This window comes from Pelagicoccus sp. SDUM812003 (assembly GCF_031127815.1).
Classification (GTDB): domain Bacteria; phylum Verrucomicrobiota; class Verrucomicrobiia; order Opitutales; family Opitutaceae; genus Pelagicoccus.
Window position 1 is genome coordinate 25,897 of sequence record NZ_JARXHY010000023.1, and the last position, 15,412, is coordinate 41,308.

Genomic DNA, 15,412 nt, shown 5'->3' on the forward strand with positions numbered 1-15,412 from the left:
CAAAAGGGCTTTTCGGGCCGCAACCGCCCATTTGGGCCAGCTTGGCCAGCTCACTTTTCCGCAGCGAGCGTCGCTCGCGACGAGGCGCCGGACTAAAACAGCTCTCCTTGACTTAGGTCGCTTTTCATCTCGGGGCAGAATGGCAGGTATCGCTTTCGCCAGTCGTCGAGCTTCTTCAGGTAGTAGCTGGGATCGTATGGCATGGTCTCTGGATCGTACTGATCTATCGGATACGCTCGCTGCCAGTCGGAGGTTTGCCCGCGTTCCTTCGGTCTAATAAAATAGCTCACGCGATCTCCCATGCTCAAAGAGCCATCCATTTTCAGAGCGACTTCGAGCGACGCCCGCCTTGGCTTTCCTCCCGCGTCCATCTTCTTCTGGTAGGATTCAGGATTCTGGCTCAGCACTTCCGACTTGGCGATCTTCGACACCGGAAGTCGCTGCTGGGAAATCAGTTTTTCAACCTTCATCGCCTCTACCGCCGGATCAGCCCCCGTCGCCCCTAGCAACGAGTGGATCAAGGTCACCGTCAGGTCCTTCAAAAACGGCTCGATGCCGCGCGAGCGCAAGGCGGAGCCGCGAATCGTCACCTTCGCCCCATCGTAGAGGGCATAGTTCTTCGCCTTGTAGCAGAACATCGACTGGTACCTGCCATCGTACTCCAGCTCGATCCCCTCTGGCAGAATCGCTTGAGCCTTCTTCAGCAAGGCATCCGCCTCGTCGAAAAACCTTCCAGCGCAGACATAGATCCCATCGGTATCCGCCTCCAGCGGGGGGCAACCGGCTTCTTTGAAGAAGGCGATCAGCGACTGCAGTATCTCGCGTCCTTTCGCGGTAACCTCGGATGCTAGCTGGGCGTCTCCGAATCGAGCGCCCGAAAAGCCCAAATAGCCGTAGAACGAGTTGATAAGAATCTTGAAGCTGCTTTGACGGGCGTTGTATTCGCCAGCCAATGACGGATCTTCGGTCTCACGCGCTAGGCGCTTGTATTTCAGCCGGTATTCCCGCAAGCGCTTGAGCATGGGAATGAATACGCCGAGAGAGTCGCGCTTGGGATTGCGTCCGATCATCAGAAGCAGGCTCGGGTAGAGAGAGGCGACGTCGAAATGTAAAACTTTCTCGAATATACCTTCTTCGAAACTCGCGGTGTAGCCGCCTTCGAAAGCAGTCGTATCGCCTGGCGCCGGACAGGCCGCGCGAGCATGAAAATACTCCTCCTGGAAAACGAGGTCGACCTTGCCCGCGGAACCGCGCAGACAGGCTTCCTGCAAGGTGGTGGGAAACGCCTTCGCTTGCTCGAAGTAGGTCGGCAGCAGTTGATCCGCCACCCCGAGCGTCTCACGCAAATCGTCTTTCAGATATTCGAGAAAGGTTTCACGATCATCGTCGAACATGCGCTGGATCTGGTCCCCAGCGATGTAGGTTCGCTCATCTCCCTCTTCCGAGGTAACTCCGAGGTAGCGAGCCACATCCTTAAGCCCATACGACATGAGCTCCCGGGTGGATATGTCGTAGATCTGTATCAGCAGATACGTATCCACGACCGCGCGCCCCGGGATGTCGCAGCGCGGGTAGTCGATCCAGCGCTCCGCAACTCTAAGTCGCGTATTTCGAAAGCTCGCTTCCTGCCCGAAGCGTCCCCAGAGCGGAGCGAGCCTAAAGCGCTTGCAACGGCGGCGAAGATAATCGAGGTCGAACTTGAATATGTTGTGCCCTTCGATTACGTCTGGATCCAGTTCCTGGATACGCCGCCCCAGTCGCTTCAGCAGCTCGCGCTCCGCGGCGTCCGTTCGTTCCTCAAGAACCAACGTTTCGATCTGGTCGCCGCAGCGAAGGCCGATCGCCAGCACGCGATCCCCCTTTCGAGTCGGACTGCTAAAACCGCCTTCCACTTCGCATGCGGTTTCGATGTCGAGTTGCAGTCGACGCAGGTCGCTGTAGCGCATGCCGTCGAACAATCGTAAACGCTCGCTGAGCAGAAACTGGCTTTCCAACAGGCGTATCAGGTCGATAGATCCCGTTCGGCCATGTTCCTTCACCAGCTCGGCATAGGCCTCCAGCGATTCGAAGCGCAGCAGCTGATTGTATTCGCCATCTCCTGACAGCGACTCCGCGACGACGCCCGGAGCGGACCCCAGCCTCGCGTACTTTCGCGCCCAGACAAACGCGGAAAAGGGACGCGTCTCCTCGCGTCGTTGTCCGTTCTCGTCGCCCAAGCAGAGATGGGCGAGGCCATCGGGATCGATCCAGACGCCGCAAAGCGATTCCTTGGTAGAGTCAGCCATATCGAATAAAAAAGCGCGGGAAATCCACCCCGCGCTTCATAAAAGCTCTTCTTTGGATGTGACGGCAACGCCGAATCAGAACGGCTTGAAATAAACCATGTAGATGGCGATCACGCTGGAGACGATCAGAGCGGTGGTGACGAAGCCCTTCGACTTGCGATAGGCCATTCCCGCAAGACCGGCCAAAAACAGCCAGATCACCGCCTTGACGATGAACCAGCCCGAGGAGTAGCTGTAGCCAAACTTCGCCATCAGTCCGAATCCTGCCACCAGCGCCAGAAGACTGAGCACGCCAGTGATGATCATCATCTTCTTTTTCTTATGCTTCTGCGGATTGGCAGCGATGTAGAAAATCGAGCCGATGAGCATCAGCATCGAGAAAACATGAATTACGGAATAAATGCGCGGGTCCATATAAGATGAGCAATACCAACGCTTTTCCCGTCAGGGCAATCGTTAAAAACCGCGCGGACGCACTTCGTTTCGGCCTCTTGGCGGAAACGGATACCCGAACTGAGTTTCGCTCTAAAAAAGAAACTTGGGGAAAGGTCACACGTCCCACCCTTGTGCCGTATGCCGAAGGGGCTCATGGTCCTGTGTACATACAGGTGGGCGCCATCCTGACAGCTTCTACTTTCCGGTTTACGGCTTAGTATCGGCCATCATTCACGACTCCCGTAAAGGTAAAGTAGGCGATGAGCTGGTTATCAACACCTCGAACACGGCAGGACGTGCGATCAGCTCTGTTACAAGTTCAGCCAGCCAAATGGTCAATAGCAATGCGGCGCCCTCAGCGCTTTTGCGTCTTTTTTGACGCTCGCCCCTGCCAGAGGCCACGCGTTAACCATGCCACCGTCAGCAGGTTGTAGATCAACAAGCCCAAGACCTCCCCTGCGGCCATCATTTTGGAAAAAACGGCGTAGAGAGCTACGCTGCCGAGAAGGATGCCCCAGAAGCCGAGCTGATCGAGTCGGGTCTTGGGCTTCGCGACCGCGAAAAAGAGGAAGCTGGCCAGCAGGACCAATGCCCCTGCGCCCATCGAGCCCATCTCGAAGAGACTGGCCGAACGAAGATCGCCCTGGCCCCGAGCCAAGCGCCCCATGCCGAAAAAGAGAATCTGGTTGAAGGCGATGAAACACCAGCCCAGCAGCACGCCGAGCTGCCAGGTCGCCGGAAGGTCCTTTTCGCCGAGCGGCAGGCGTCGGGCCAAGTCGCAGGCCGCAGAGCAGTAGCCTTGTCCTGGCTCCGCCGGCGACGAGCAGTAGTGGCAACGCTCCTCCTGATCACTCATGCTCGCCCTCCTCGTCCTCCTCCAAGTCGCTGGGCTCGGATTCGCCGGAGAGCTGACTGACGATGAGCTCCTGCAGGCTAGCGAAAAGCGAGTAGGCGGCGTAGCCGATCTGCAGGCTCTCCGTCCAATCGACTCCATCGAGATTTCCCTCTTCCAAGGCCTCGTCGCTCAATCCGCCCAGCACGGCCTCACGCAAGCGCAAACGAATGGCCGAGCAGGAGCGAATCACCCGATCCATCTCGTCTGGCTGGATCAACGCCCGTCCCGTCTCCATGAACGATTCGTCGAAAAGACGGGAGATCACGGTCAACTCCTCGCGCTGGGACTTGAGCAGGTCGTTTTTCCAAAAGTCCTCCAGCACTTCGTCCTCTTCCGGCAGGACCACCGGAGCGGCCAGCTCGTTCTCCAGCTGCTCCAGCACGGGACTGATCGTTTCCAGCAAGGTTTCGACCAGCTTCGGATCCAGCCTGATCTCAATCGGACTCATCGCGCTCGAGGATTGCGGAGAGGTGCCACTCCTGCAGCTGGAAGACGTAGGTCTCGGCCTTCTCCCGTTCGCCGGCCCAAACCACCGAACGGCCGTCGCGGTGGACTTCCATCATGTGCTTTTCCGCCTTCGACTTGGACATGCGCAGCACGCGCTCGAAGACCATGGTCACGTAGGACATCAAGTTGACCGGATCGTTGAGCACCACCACCTTCCAGACGTCCGAAGTCTTCGTGGCGTCCTTGGTGTCGGTCTCCGTCGCGGGCGAACCTACTTTTGTCGCAAATGCTACCATCGTTATTAGACTATTTTATCTCTGCCCAGCAGGGCAACCCCAGCCTTCGCGAAGTCCGGCTCAGCCTCGGGGCTCGCTGCCGCGAAACTAATCCTGGGCCTTCGATTTGATCGCCTCGCGGAGCGTCGCTTCCGCATCGGCGATAGCTATCTTCTGCACGTCGCTTTCGTGGCGCCACTTCATCTCGATCTCGCCGTTCTTGAGGCCGCGACCGCCGATGGTGAGACGAAGGGGGATGCCGATCAGGTCAGCGTCCTTGAACTTCACTCCGGGGCGTTCGGCGCGATCATCGACGAGCACGCTAGCTCCCTCGGCTTCAGCGACTTCGCCAAGGCGAAGGGCGAGCGAATCGGCCTCTTCCACTCCGGGATCCAAGACCGTGATGAGGATCTGGTACGGGGCTACGCTCCATGGCCAGACAATGCCGTTTCCATCGTGGCACTGCTCGATGACGGACTGCAGCGTGCGCGAGATGCCGATGCCGTAGCACCCCATGACCGCGGGCTGACGATTGCCATCCTTGTCCACGAAAATGGCCCCGTACTGCTCGTTTTCACTGTACTTGGTGCCCAGCTTGAAAATGTGTCCCACTTCGATGGCGCGCTGGATCTCCAGCGGCTTTCCCGAACGCGGACAGGGTTCTCCAGCCTTCACCTTGCGGAAATCGCCGAAGCGATCGATATCGAGATCGCGCTGCACGCTCACGTTTCGCAAGTGGAAGCCATCCTCGTTGGCGCCGGTGACGCCATTGCCGATCAGGCGAATCGCTTCGTCCGCATAGATGCCATCGATGGCGGTGCGATCCTTGATGGTCCCCTTGGCCACACCGAGACTGCCCGGCTTGGCCCCGAGCAAGGACTCGATCTCTTCCGGAGTCGCCGGACGCGCCAGCTGGTAGCCTAGGGAACCGAGCTTGGCCTCCTCCAGTTCGTCGCATCCGCGCAGGACCACCACGAACGGCTTGTCGTCGCCGATGAAAACCAGCGTCTTGAACTGAGCCTCGGCCGGAACCTCGTAGGGCGCCTTAGCCAATCCGGCGATGGTAGTGACGCCGGGCGTTTCAAACTTCTCAACCTCTCCCGCTGGAGCCGCGTCTTGGAAATCGTCCGGCACCAACCCGCTGGTAGCCTTTTCCACGTTGGCCGCGTAACCGCTCTCGAGGTTGTAGACCACGTCGTCGTCGCCCACATCCGCCGGCACCATGAACTCGTGCGAAAACGCCCCGCCCATCACGCCGGTATCCGCTTCCACAGAGATGAACTTCAGTCCGCAACGGCCGAAGAACCCTTCGTATGCCTTGGCCATGCGCTTGTAGGTCTCGGTAGCTTCCTCGTCGGTGGCGTCGAAGCTGTAGCCATCCTTCATGATGAACTCGCGGGCCCGCATCAGGCCGTAGCGGGGGCGGATCTCGTTGCGAAACTTGGTCTGCACCTGGAAAAACGTCTTGCCCATGTCGCGATAGCTGGAGGCTTCGCCGCCGATGAGCGGGGTGATGATCTCCTCATGCGTCGGGCCCAGCACGAACTGCGGCTCTTCCGGCGCTTCGGCCCCTTCTCCGGCGCTGCTGACCTGATACATGATTTCGCGGGCCACGTTCCAGCGCGGGCCCGCCTTCCAATAGTCGGCCGGCACGATGGCAGGCATCAGCACTTCCATGGCGCCCGCCTTTTCCATCTCTTCCCGGCAGATGCGGGTCACGTTTTCCAGAGCTTTGCTGCCCAACGGCAAGAAGGCGTACATGCCGCTTCCGATCTTCCGAACGAGGCCTGCTCTCAGAAGAAGCTTGTGAGAGTCGATCTCCGCCTCCGCGGGGCTCTCCTTCAGGGTTGGGATATAATGCTTGCTCCAGTAGTGCATGGTGAAGGGCAAGAAATGGAGTTCGGATTTTCCCCGCGCAATGAGAAAATCGCCTCAAAAGGCCCAAAGTTCCCCCCTCTGGAAAACCGCCTGATAGCCCGACCGCCATTTCGTGCTTTATCTCGCCCACGTTTCGCGCTCCCTAGGCGAAATCATGAGCACGCCGGAACGCCCCGAGCCAACCAACAAGCACCTTCCCCACTCCATGCGGACCAGAGAGCCCTGGCCCATGTGGCCGATCGCCCTGGCTATCGTTCTCTTCATCGGCGTCTACACCTACATCCAGCTGAGCTTCCGCAAGGAAGGGCCCGCCTTCGAGCCCTTTCAAGCCATGATGGACCGCAAGAACGCCGTGGTGGAAAAGAACATGTACGACTGGTACGGATTGACCGCCGTTCGCTCCTCGGACCAGGCCCCGATCCCCTCCCCGGCGGAGGTGAGCTCCCGCGCCTACGAGGAGGTGCTGGACGAAGTGGTGCCCGAGCAGCTGAAGTACTACATGCCCGGCAAGCCCATCCTGGTGCCCGGGTTCGTGAAGGTCGAAAGCCCCTCCACGCTCACGCCAGGAGAGCGGCTTCGCCTCCGGCTCTTCCTGCCCGAAGGCATCGCGAACGACGAGCGGGTGAACCTGCTAAGCTTCTACAAGGAAGGAGACCTCTACCTGCTGCCAAGCTTGTTCGTGGAAAAACGCGAGCTCGTCGCGAACGAATTGCTGCAGGGCGAACCGACTCCTGTGGCCTTCGAGTTCCCCACCGACCCGATCGACGCGGATACCGTGACGGTCCGCTTCCTCACCGAAGGACGCCTTTCCACCTGGAGCATGGCCAACCTCGATCCCTCGGCCGCGATCGTCGAGCAAGACCAAGGCGACTTGTAGCCGCAGTCGCCGGGCACGCTGCCATTCGGCGCCTCCCTTCCGGCCCTCGCTCAATTTCCAGCAGCTCCCAACAAGCCAAACCTACGCTTGCTTCCCGAGTGCTAAGCGATTGAATACGAAGCTGAACCGCGACTATGGACGCTAGCGAACCGCAACAGACCATCAAGCCCGCCGACTTGCGCGGCATCCTGAACTACGTACCCAGATTCCTGGGACAAACGTTCGTCGTGGCTCTCGACGGCGCTATCATCGAGCACGAGAATCTGCCCAACGTGCTGCTGGACATCGCCGTCCTGCGTAGCCTGCAAATCAACGTGGTCATCGTGCACGGCATCGGCAAGCAGCTGCGCGACCTCAGCTCCCAGCGCAACATCGAAGCCACCGATTTCACGGGCAGCGGCCCTACGGACATCAAGACGCTCGACCTCGCCATCCGGGCCTCGTCCCGCGTTTCGCATCAAATCCTCGAAGCCCTCACCAAAGCCGGCCTCAAGTGCGCCATCACCAATTCCGTCAAAGCCAAACCGGCCGGAGTGCTCAAAGGGGTCGATCACCTGTACACCGGCAAAGCCGACCAGATCGACGCGGATTTCCTCAACCACCTGATATCCAAAAACATCATACCGATCATCCAGCCGATCGGGTTCGATCGAAACGGCCATACCCTGCGCGTCGACAGCGACGCCCTGGCGGTGGACACGGCCATCGCCCTAAGCGCCACCAAGCTCCTGTATCTCACCGAGCAAAACGGATTCACCCAGGACGGACAACTCACGCAGCAGATCCCGGTAGCCGAACTCGAACGCATGCTGAGTTCCGAAGCGTTTCAAACCAACCACGCTCCGCTGCTGAGCAAATCGCGCAACGCCCTGCGCGGCGTGAAAGCGAATATCTCGCGTATCCACATCCTGGATGGACGCATCCACGACGGTCTGATTCGCGAAGTGTTTTCGAACGAAGGCGTGGGCACCTTGATCTACGGAAACGAATACCAGCAGATTCGAAAGGCCACCCGCGACGAAACCGCCCTGCTCTACCACCTGACCCGAAGCGGCGTGGCCAAGGACGAGCTGATTTTCCGATCGATGCAAACCATCGAGACCAAGATCGACAATTTCTACGTCTACGAGGTCGATGGAAACATCATGGCTTGCGTGCTCCTGGATACCATGGAGGGCGATCCCACGATGCGCGAAATCAGCTCGCTCTTCGTTCACCCGCTCTACCAGCGCCGCGGCATCGGCCACAAGCTGGTGCGCTTCGCCTGCCATCGGGCGGAAGAGGAGGGAGCGAAGCGCGTCATCGCCTTTTCCACGCAGAGCCACGCCTTCTTCAAGGGCGTGTCCGGCTTCGAGGAAACGACTCCCGACGTTCTCCCGCCTGCTCGCCGAGCCGCCTACGAAGCGAACCAGCGCAAGTCGAAGATCCTGCTCAAGCAGGTCGGGGCTTGAGACGCGAAAACGCTCTCTCCCGCAGGCCGCAGGGCATCGGCCACAAGACGGTATAAAATAGATGGCCCGGGCACGCCAGCGGCCTCCCGACGCGCTTGTCGCGCGGGCGGTGGAGCTGCGGAAGGCGCCCTCAGACCATATCTAGTCGAGATGCTTGGAGCTAGCAGCGTCGAGGCGGAAGCGAGCCAGTTTTCTCAGCTCATCGTCGTTCGCATGGCGCACCGCCGTTTCGAACAGGGCTTCCTCTTCGCTTTGATCCGCAAAGCGCAGCGCCAGGGCGTTGAGGCCCGACATGGCATCAGGAGAAAGGTGAGCCGCCTGAGGTCCGCCGAGAAGGCTTTCAAACTTGTTTGTTTTCATAGCTGAGGTCGGTCCCTTTTCTATCGGATTGCTTTCCCCCGTCTTTAGTGAGTTGGATAGGCGCCGTTCAAGCTAGTGTCCCACAGCGCCTTGCTCTCCCGCTCCTCCAATCCACACGCTCATGAATCGCAAAATCAGGATCGTTTCCGACCTGCATATCGGCCACCGAGCCAGCCTCATCGAACATGCCAAAGCCATCGCCCCGCTTGCCGATGGCGTCGAGCGATTGGTCTTCAATGGCGACACCCTGGAGCTGAAATACGGCGACCTCGAGAGCTCACACTACAACGCCGCCGAGCAGAAGAGCATCTTTCTGGAGGAGGTTTCGAAATGGGGCGTGGAAACCACTTTGATAACCGGAAACCACGATCCAGCCATTTCCGAGGTCCATTCCGCTTCCCTGCGGGACGGGGCGGTTTTCGCCACCCACGGCGACGGTCTCTACAAAGAAATAGCCCCTTGGAGCTCCAGCATCAAGCTGCTGCGCGCCTGCTCGAAAGGTATCGACGAAAACCAGACGGGACGAACGGCCGAGGACCTGCATCGCTACCTCAGCCTGCACAAGCAGGTCAGCATCAAAGCTCACGAAATGGACGAAACCTACAACCCGACCCTGTGGGGCAAACTGCGTATCTTCCTGCACCAGGCCTGGCCGCCCGATACGCCCTTTCGCATCCTGAAGTGCTGGAGGGAGACCCCGGATCGGGCCGTATCGCTGGCCGAACGCTTCGAAATACAAGCCAAGTTTCTCATCGTAGGGCACACCCATAAGCCCGGAATCTGGCAGCGCGGAGATCGATATGTCATCAATCTGGGCTCCTACTTTCCTTGGCCGGGCGCCTACTGCGTCGACATCGCGGACAATCTGCTAGAAGTGAAGCGGGTTCGAAAAGGAAGAAACCGCGTCACGATCGGAGAAACGATTCGAAGCTTCGAGCTCTAGACTTGGCCTAAGGCTTTTTCTCTAGAGGTAAACCAGAAGTTTTCTCCAGTTTCCCGCCGAGTTCCACCCAATTCCTAGGTCGTTGGGGAATCCGACGGATTGCGATAAGTTTCGTTGGCAACTGGTCGATGAAGATATGCCGCAGTGCGCGCGCGGCTAAAAAGCAACCGATCGATCAGCATATGAGCCTCAATATAAACCATTCAGGGGATTCGCAAGATTCCCGCGAGTACACTCTATCCCCCGGCCAATCTATCGACGTCTCCCAAGGCGATAGTTTCCAGATCAGAAACCCGGAATCCATCGCCAACCTCATCCCGCAGGGAAAGGACGTGCTTGTGCTGACCAAGGACGGCTCCTCCTACCTGCTCAAGAATTTCCTCCTGCACGACGACGTCCAGCTCGACCTTCCCGGCGGTGGCACCATCACTGGCGGATCCTTCACCTCGCCGGACGACGAAAATGAGCGAGATGCGGCCCCTCACGCCATCGAAACGCGCATCGATGACATCGACCCCGCCGCCCTACACGCCTTTCAAAGCGTCACCATCCTTTCGGTCATCAGCCAGCTCTCTCAAAACACCTCCGCTTTCGAAAACCTGCCGATCGATCCGAACGGAGAAGCTTCCGATGAGCTGAGAGACCGATTCCAATCGCTCTCCCTGGCGTCCTCCAGCAGTCAAACGACAACCGAGGCCCCTCATTCCGCTGCCGCGCAAACCGCCTACCAGTCCTTCGACCCAAATCCCTTCGCCCGAAACGGTTTCGAGGACAGCGCTGTCGAGGAAGGCTCCGAGTCCAACGAAAACGATGCCGAAGACCCCGAGGAGAGAGAAACCTCACCGGTCGATACGAACGAAGGAAGCGTCGATCCAAACGCCGTCGAAACTACGGTCGCCTCGACGTCCGACGACTCGGATGAAGGGGACAACGACGTGACCGACTCCGACGAAACCAAAGATTTCGGCGACGAATCGACGGAGATCGTCAACGAGAGCGAGGACGAAAACGCCCAAGACGCGGGAGAATCCGATGGGACGGACGATTCCGGCGATAGCACCGTGATCGATCGCGCTGACGTGAACGCGAACAAGCCCGATCCCTTCCAAGAGACCAACCTCTCGCTTTCCATCAGCAGCTCCGAGGTGCTGGAAAACCAGGAAGGCGTCACCGTCGGCACTCTCGATGCCACCGGCGTCGATTCCGAAATCCAAGGCCCTTTCACCTACTCGATCGCTTCGGATCCTACGGGCCTCTTCGAAATCGTAGACGACGCGCTGAAGCTCAAGCCGGGCGCGGCGATCGATTTCGAAACGGCTCCCGCGGACTACGGCATCGTGGTGCGCATCGAGAACGCACGCGGCGAACAGATCGACAAGCCGCTCACCCTATTCCCAGCTGACGCCAACGATGCGCCCGAGCTATCGGCCCTTAGCGCCTCCGCAGCCGAAGATGGCATCATCGCCTTCGATCAGGCGACCTTCGAACAGGCCTTTTCCGACATCGACAACGACGATTCCCTGCACAGCGTGCGCATCGATTCCCTGCCGGAAAATGGCGAACTGCGCCTCGGCGAAACGCCCTTGAAAGTCGGCGAAACCATCGCCGTGGATAGAATCTCAGAGGTGGTCTTCGCCCCTTCAGAAAACTGGCACGGCCACACCGAATTCAACTGGAGCGGCTTCGATGGAGAGATCTGGTCCGACCATCCCGCCACCGTGTCCATAGATATCGAATCGATAAACGATAGCCCGGTCGCCACCTTCTCCATCGCCTCTCAAACCACCAACGAGGACGCGGCCTTCTCCTTCGACCTGCCCGAGGGGCTCTTCTCCGACGTCGATGCTGGCGACACCCTCAGCCTCTCCGCCGACCATCCCGGTTGGCTGAGCTTCGATCCGCAAACCGGCTCCATCACTGGCACGCCTTCGTATCAGAATATTGGCGACCACCGCATCACCATCCACGCCACCGACTCCAGCGGAGCCTCCACTAGCGCCAGTTTCGAGCTGAGCGTGGAAAACATAAACGATCGCCCGACCTTCTCCCAAATCCCGGACGTATCCATTTCCGAATACGATGCCATCGATATTGAAACCGCGTCGCGCGTGAGCGACGAAGACCTCGATTTCGGCGATCAGCTTACCTACAGCGCCTCCCTTTCCGACGGCTCCCCGCTTCCCGAATGGCTGTCCATCGATGAAACCACCGGCCGCATCACCGGCACTCCTCCCCAAGGTTTGGATACCGACACCGAAATTCGGATCACCGTCACCGACAGCCAAGACGCCTCCGCAAGCTCCGTTTTCAATCTCCATGTAGCCAACGAAAACGACGCCCCAGTGATGGAGTCCGAAATCGCGGATCAAACCGTCGATGAAGATCAAGGCTTCCATTTCGACATTTCCAGCAGCTTCTCCGATTCCGACCTAGGCGATACGCTTACCTACACCGCCACTCTGCCCGATGGCACCGAGCTCCCAGCTTGGCTGCAGCTCGATCCCGCTACTGGAGTTTTCAGCGGCACTCCGGAAAATGAGGACGTGGGCATGCTGCCGATCATCGTGACCGCTTCCGATGGCAGCCTTTCCGCTCGAGACACCTTCGCCATCATGGTGCAAAACACCAACGATGGTCCCGTGGCCTTGGGCATTGCCAATCAGAAAGCGCCCGAGGACGAGCCGTTTTCCCTCGATGTTTCCGACGCTTTCTCAGACGTCGATCTGGGCGATACGCTCAACTTCTCCGCCTCGCTCACCAATGGCAGCGAGCTGCCGGATTGGCTGGAGTTCGACGAAACCACCGGCATCTTCAGCGGCACTCCGGAAAACGGAGACGTGGGCGAACTTTCAATTCTTGTGGTGGCTTCCGACGGACAGGCCAACGCCAGCGAAATCTTCAGTATCGAAGTGGAGAATACAAACGATGGCCCAGTCGCTTCCTACATCCCGCCGCAGAGCGTAGACGAGGATAGCGCTTTCCTATTCGATGCCGCCGACGCCTTCGAAGATTTGGACTTAGGCGACGAGCTACAGTATTCCGCCACTTTGGCAAATGGCGATCCGCTGCCAGACTGGATCACCATCAACCGCTTCTCCGGCGAGCTCTCCGGCACCCCGCAAAATGCTCACGTGGGCCAGCTCGATATCACCGTCACCGCCACCGACGGCCAAGAGTCCGCCAGCTCGTCCTTCCAGCTTTCCGTACAAAACACCAACGACGGCCCGCTCGTTTCCACTAGCATCGTCGACCAAAGCGTTGCCGAAGACAGCTTTTTCGAATGGCTCGCCTCCGAGTACTTCGAAGATGTCGACCTCGGCGATTCCTTGAGCTACCAAGCCACCTTGAGCGATGGCTCGCCCCTACCGGATTGGATGGATTTCGACCCGCAAACCGGTCGCCTCTCTGGTACTCCGGAAAATAGCGATGTCGCTTCATACTCCATAAAAGTCGTCGCTTCGGATGGCGAAGAGACCGCGGAAACCAGCTTTAGCTTGGAAGTGGAAAACGTGAACGACTCGCCCGTGGTTTGGACCGAGGTGGCAGACGCTTCCGTATCCGAAGACATTCCCTTCGAGATCGATCTGTCTCCAAACTTTGGCGACGTCGACTTTTCCGATTCGCTCATCTTCTCCGCTACTCTGGAAAATGGCGACCCGCTGCCTGATTGGCTCTCCATAGATCCCGAGACCGGACGCCTAGTCGGCTCCGCATCGAATCAGGACATCGGCGACCTTCAAATCACCGTCACCGCCTCCGACGGGCAAAGCTCCGCTTCCGACACCTTCACCCTGAGCGTCGAAAATACCAACGACGCTCCCACGGTCGTCGCCAATATCGTCGACCAAAGCATCGACGAAGATGCGTCCTTCTCCCTCGAGACCATCGGCACCTTCGACGATGTGGACGCTGATGACGTGCTCACGTTCTCCGCCACTTTGGAAAACGGCGATCCACTGCCCGAATGGCTCTCCATCGATCCCGAAACCGGCACTCTTTCCGGTACCCCGGAAAACCAAAACGTGGGCCAAATCGGCGTGAAGGTCATCGCAACCGATTCCGATGGGGAAAGTGCTTCCCAGACCTTCCGTATCACCATCGAGAATACAAACGATCAGCCAGTCGTTACTTCCGCCATCCCAGACGCCACAGTTGACGAAGACACCGCCTTCTCGCTCGACGCAGGCTCGCGCTTCGGAGACCACGACTTTTTCGACACTCTCACCTTTTCCGCCACGCTGGATAACGGCGATCCGCTTCCCGAATGGCTTTCCTTCGATAGCAATACCGGCGAACTATCAGGCGCTCCAGAAAATGGAGACGTCGGAGAGATCGCCATCACTGTCACCGCTACCGACCAGTCGGGGGCTACCGCACAGGAAACCTTTTCCCTCACCGTCGAAAACACCAACGACGGCCCAATGGTCGTTTCCGAGATCACAAACCAATTCGCCACCGAAGACGCGGAATTCGTTCTGGAAACCATCACCAACTTCGCCGACCCCGACATCGGCGATTCCCTCACTTTCTCGGCCAATCTCGCAGATGGCTCCCCTCTCCCCGATTGGCTGTCCATCGATCCAGAAACCGGCACCCTCTCCGGTCTGCCGCAAAACAGCGACGTCGGCCAGCTCGCCGTCAACGTCACCGCCACCGATTCCTCCGGTTCATCGGTGTCCGAAGCATTCCGTATCGAAGTTGAGAATACAAACGACGGTCCTGTCGCCACTGCTATCATAGACCAGACCGCAACCGAGGACTCCGCATTCTCCCTCGACGTCTCCGGCAACTTCTCCGACGTCGACGCGGGCGACACCCTCACCTACTCCGCCACCCTGGAAAACGGCGACCCCCTGCCAAACTGGCTCTCCATCGACCCAACGACCGGTCAGCTCTCCGGAACCCCCGAAAACGGCGACGTGGGCGACATCGCCATCACCGTCACCGCCACCGACCAAACAGGCGCCACCGCTCAAGAAACCTTTGGTATCAAAGTTGAAAATACAAACGACGCCCCAACTGCCTCGCTCATCGATACGCAAAGCGTAGACGAAGACTCCTTCTTCTCACTTGACGCCTCATCGTACTTTTCCGACCAAGACCTCGGCGACACCCTCGTTTTCGAAGCCACACTCTCGGATGGCTCCCCCCTTCCTGCTTGGCTTAGCTTCGACGAAAACACCGGACAACTCACCGGCACCCCAGACAATGAGGATGTTGGCTCTATCGAACTCACCATCTCCGCCACCGATGGCGAAGAAATCGTAGAGCAAAACGTAACTATCCAGGTGGCCAATACCAACGACGGCCCCGTCGCCACCGCTATCACCGATCAGACCGCAACCGAGGACTCCGCATTCTCCCTCGACATTTCCGGCAAGTTCTCCGACGTCGATGCCGGCGACTCCCTCACCTATAGCGCCACCCTGGAAAACGGCGACCCCTTGCCCAGCTGGCTATCCATCGACGCAACCACCGGACTACTCTCCGGCACCCCTGAAAACGCCGACGTGGGCGAGATTGCGGTCACCGTCACCGCCACCGACGCCGCAGGCGCCACCGCTTC

The 15,412-nt window shown here is 58.9% G+C and carries 11 protein-coding genes and 1 other RNA gene; 4 read left to right on the forward strand and 8 right to left on the reverse strand.

The features are described 5' to 3' along the window. Window positions 1-92: 92 nt before the first annotated feature. From QEH54_RS21285 to QEH54_RS21315, 7 genes are all read right to left on the reverse strand, one after another. The gene (locus QEH54_RS21285) at window positions 93-2,285 is read right to left on the reverse strand and encodes a DNA polymerase domain-containing protein (RefSeq protein ID WP_309020742.1); all 2,193 of its coding nucleotides are present in this window, start codon (window positions 2,283-2,285) and stop codon (window positions 93-95) included. 75 nt (window positions 2,286-2,360) lie between these two features. Next, window positions 2,361-2,660: a hypothetical protein gene (locus QEH54_RS21290; protein ID WP_309020743.1), complete on the reverse strand. Its 300-nt coding sequence runs from the start codon at window positions 2,658-2,660 to the stop codon at window positions 2,361-2,363. A gap of 176 nt (window positions 2,661-2,836) precedes the next feature. After that, window positions 2,837-3,019: non-coding RNA, 6S RNA (gene ssrS, locus QEH54_RS21295), on the reverse strand. Window positions 3,020-3,075: 56 nt separating this feature from the next. Beyond that, window positions 3,076-3,576 carry a hypothetical protein gene (locus QEH54_RS21300; RefSeq protein WP_309020744.1) on the reverse strand — a complete coding sequence of 167 codons (501 nt, stop codon included), beginning with the start codon at window positions 3,574-3,576 and terminating at the stop codon, window positions 3,076-3,078. Then, on the reverse strand, window positions 3,569-4,063 hold the full coding sequence (locus QEH54_RS21305; protein ID WP_309020745.1) for a hypothetical protein: 495 nt from the start codon (window positions 4,061-4,063) through the stop codon (window positions 3,569-3,571). Before QEH54_RS21305 ends, QEH54_RS21300 begins: the two co-directional genes overlap by 8 nt. Beyond that, complete coding sequence (locus QEH54_RS21310; protein WP_309020746.1) at window positions 4,050-4,358, reverse strand: ATP-dependent Clp protease adaptor ClpS; 309 nt, start codon at window positions 4,356-4,358, stop codon at window positions 4,050-4,052. The genes QEH54_RS21305 and QEH54_RS21310 overlap by 14 nt, the downstream gene beginning before the upstream one ends. Before the next feature lie 87 nt (window positions 4,359-4,445). Further along, the gene (locus QEH54_RS21315) at window positions 4,446-6,215 is read right to left on the reverse strand and encodes a proline--tRNA ligase (protein WP_309020747.1); all 1,770 of its coding nucleotides are present in this window, start codon (window positions 6,213-6,215) and stop codon (window positions 4,446-4,448) included. 154 nt (window positions 6,216-6,369) lie between these two features. Here QEH54_RS21315 and QEH54_RS21320 point away from each other — a divergent pair, with 154 nt between their 5' ends. Further along, on the forward strand, window positions 6,370-7,092 hold the full coding sequence (locus tag QEH54_RS21320; RefSeq protein WP_309020748.1) for a hypothetical protein: 723 nt from the start codon (window positions 6,370-6,372) through the stop codon (window positions 7,090-7,092). Between the two features lie 134 nt (window positions 7,093-7,226). Next, window positions 7,227-8,543 (forward strand): amino-acid N-acetyltransferase, encoded by a 1,317-nt coding sequence (argA, locus tag QEH54_RS21325; protein ID WP_309020749.1) that lies wholly within the window; start codon window positions 7,227-7,229, stop codon window positions 8,541-8,543. Window positions 8,544-8,684: 141 nt separating this feature from the next. Here argA and QEH54_RS21330 read toward each other — a convergent pair whose 3' ends face one another. Further along, window positions 8,685-8,903 (reverse strand): hypothetical protein, encoded by a 219-nt coding sequence (locus QEH54_RS21330; protein ID WP_309020750.1) that lies wholly within the window; start codon window positions 8,901-8,903, stop codon window positions 8,685-8,687. 121 nt (window positions 8,904-9,024) lie between these two features. On the opposite strand from QEH54_RS21330, the gene QEH54_RS21335 reads away from it, so the two are divergent. Together QEH54_RS21335 and QEH54_RS21340 are read left to right on the forward strand one after the other, a co-directional pair. After that, window positions 9,025-9,846, forward strand: a complete 822-nt coding sequence (locus QEH54_RS21335; protein ID WP_309020751.1) for a metallophosphoesterase family protein — start codon at window positions 9,025-9,027, stop codon at window positions 9,844-9,846. A gap of 182 nt (window positions 9,847-10,028) precedes the next feature. Continuing rightward, on the forward strand, window positions 10,029-15,412 hold a 5,384-nt coding region (locus QEH54_RS21340; protein WP_309020752.1), incomplete at its 3' end, for a putative Ig domain-containing protein.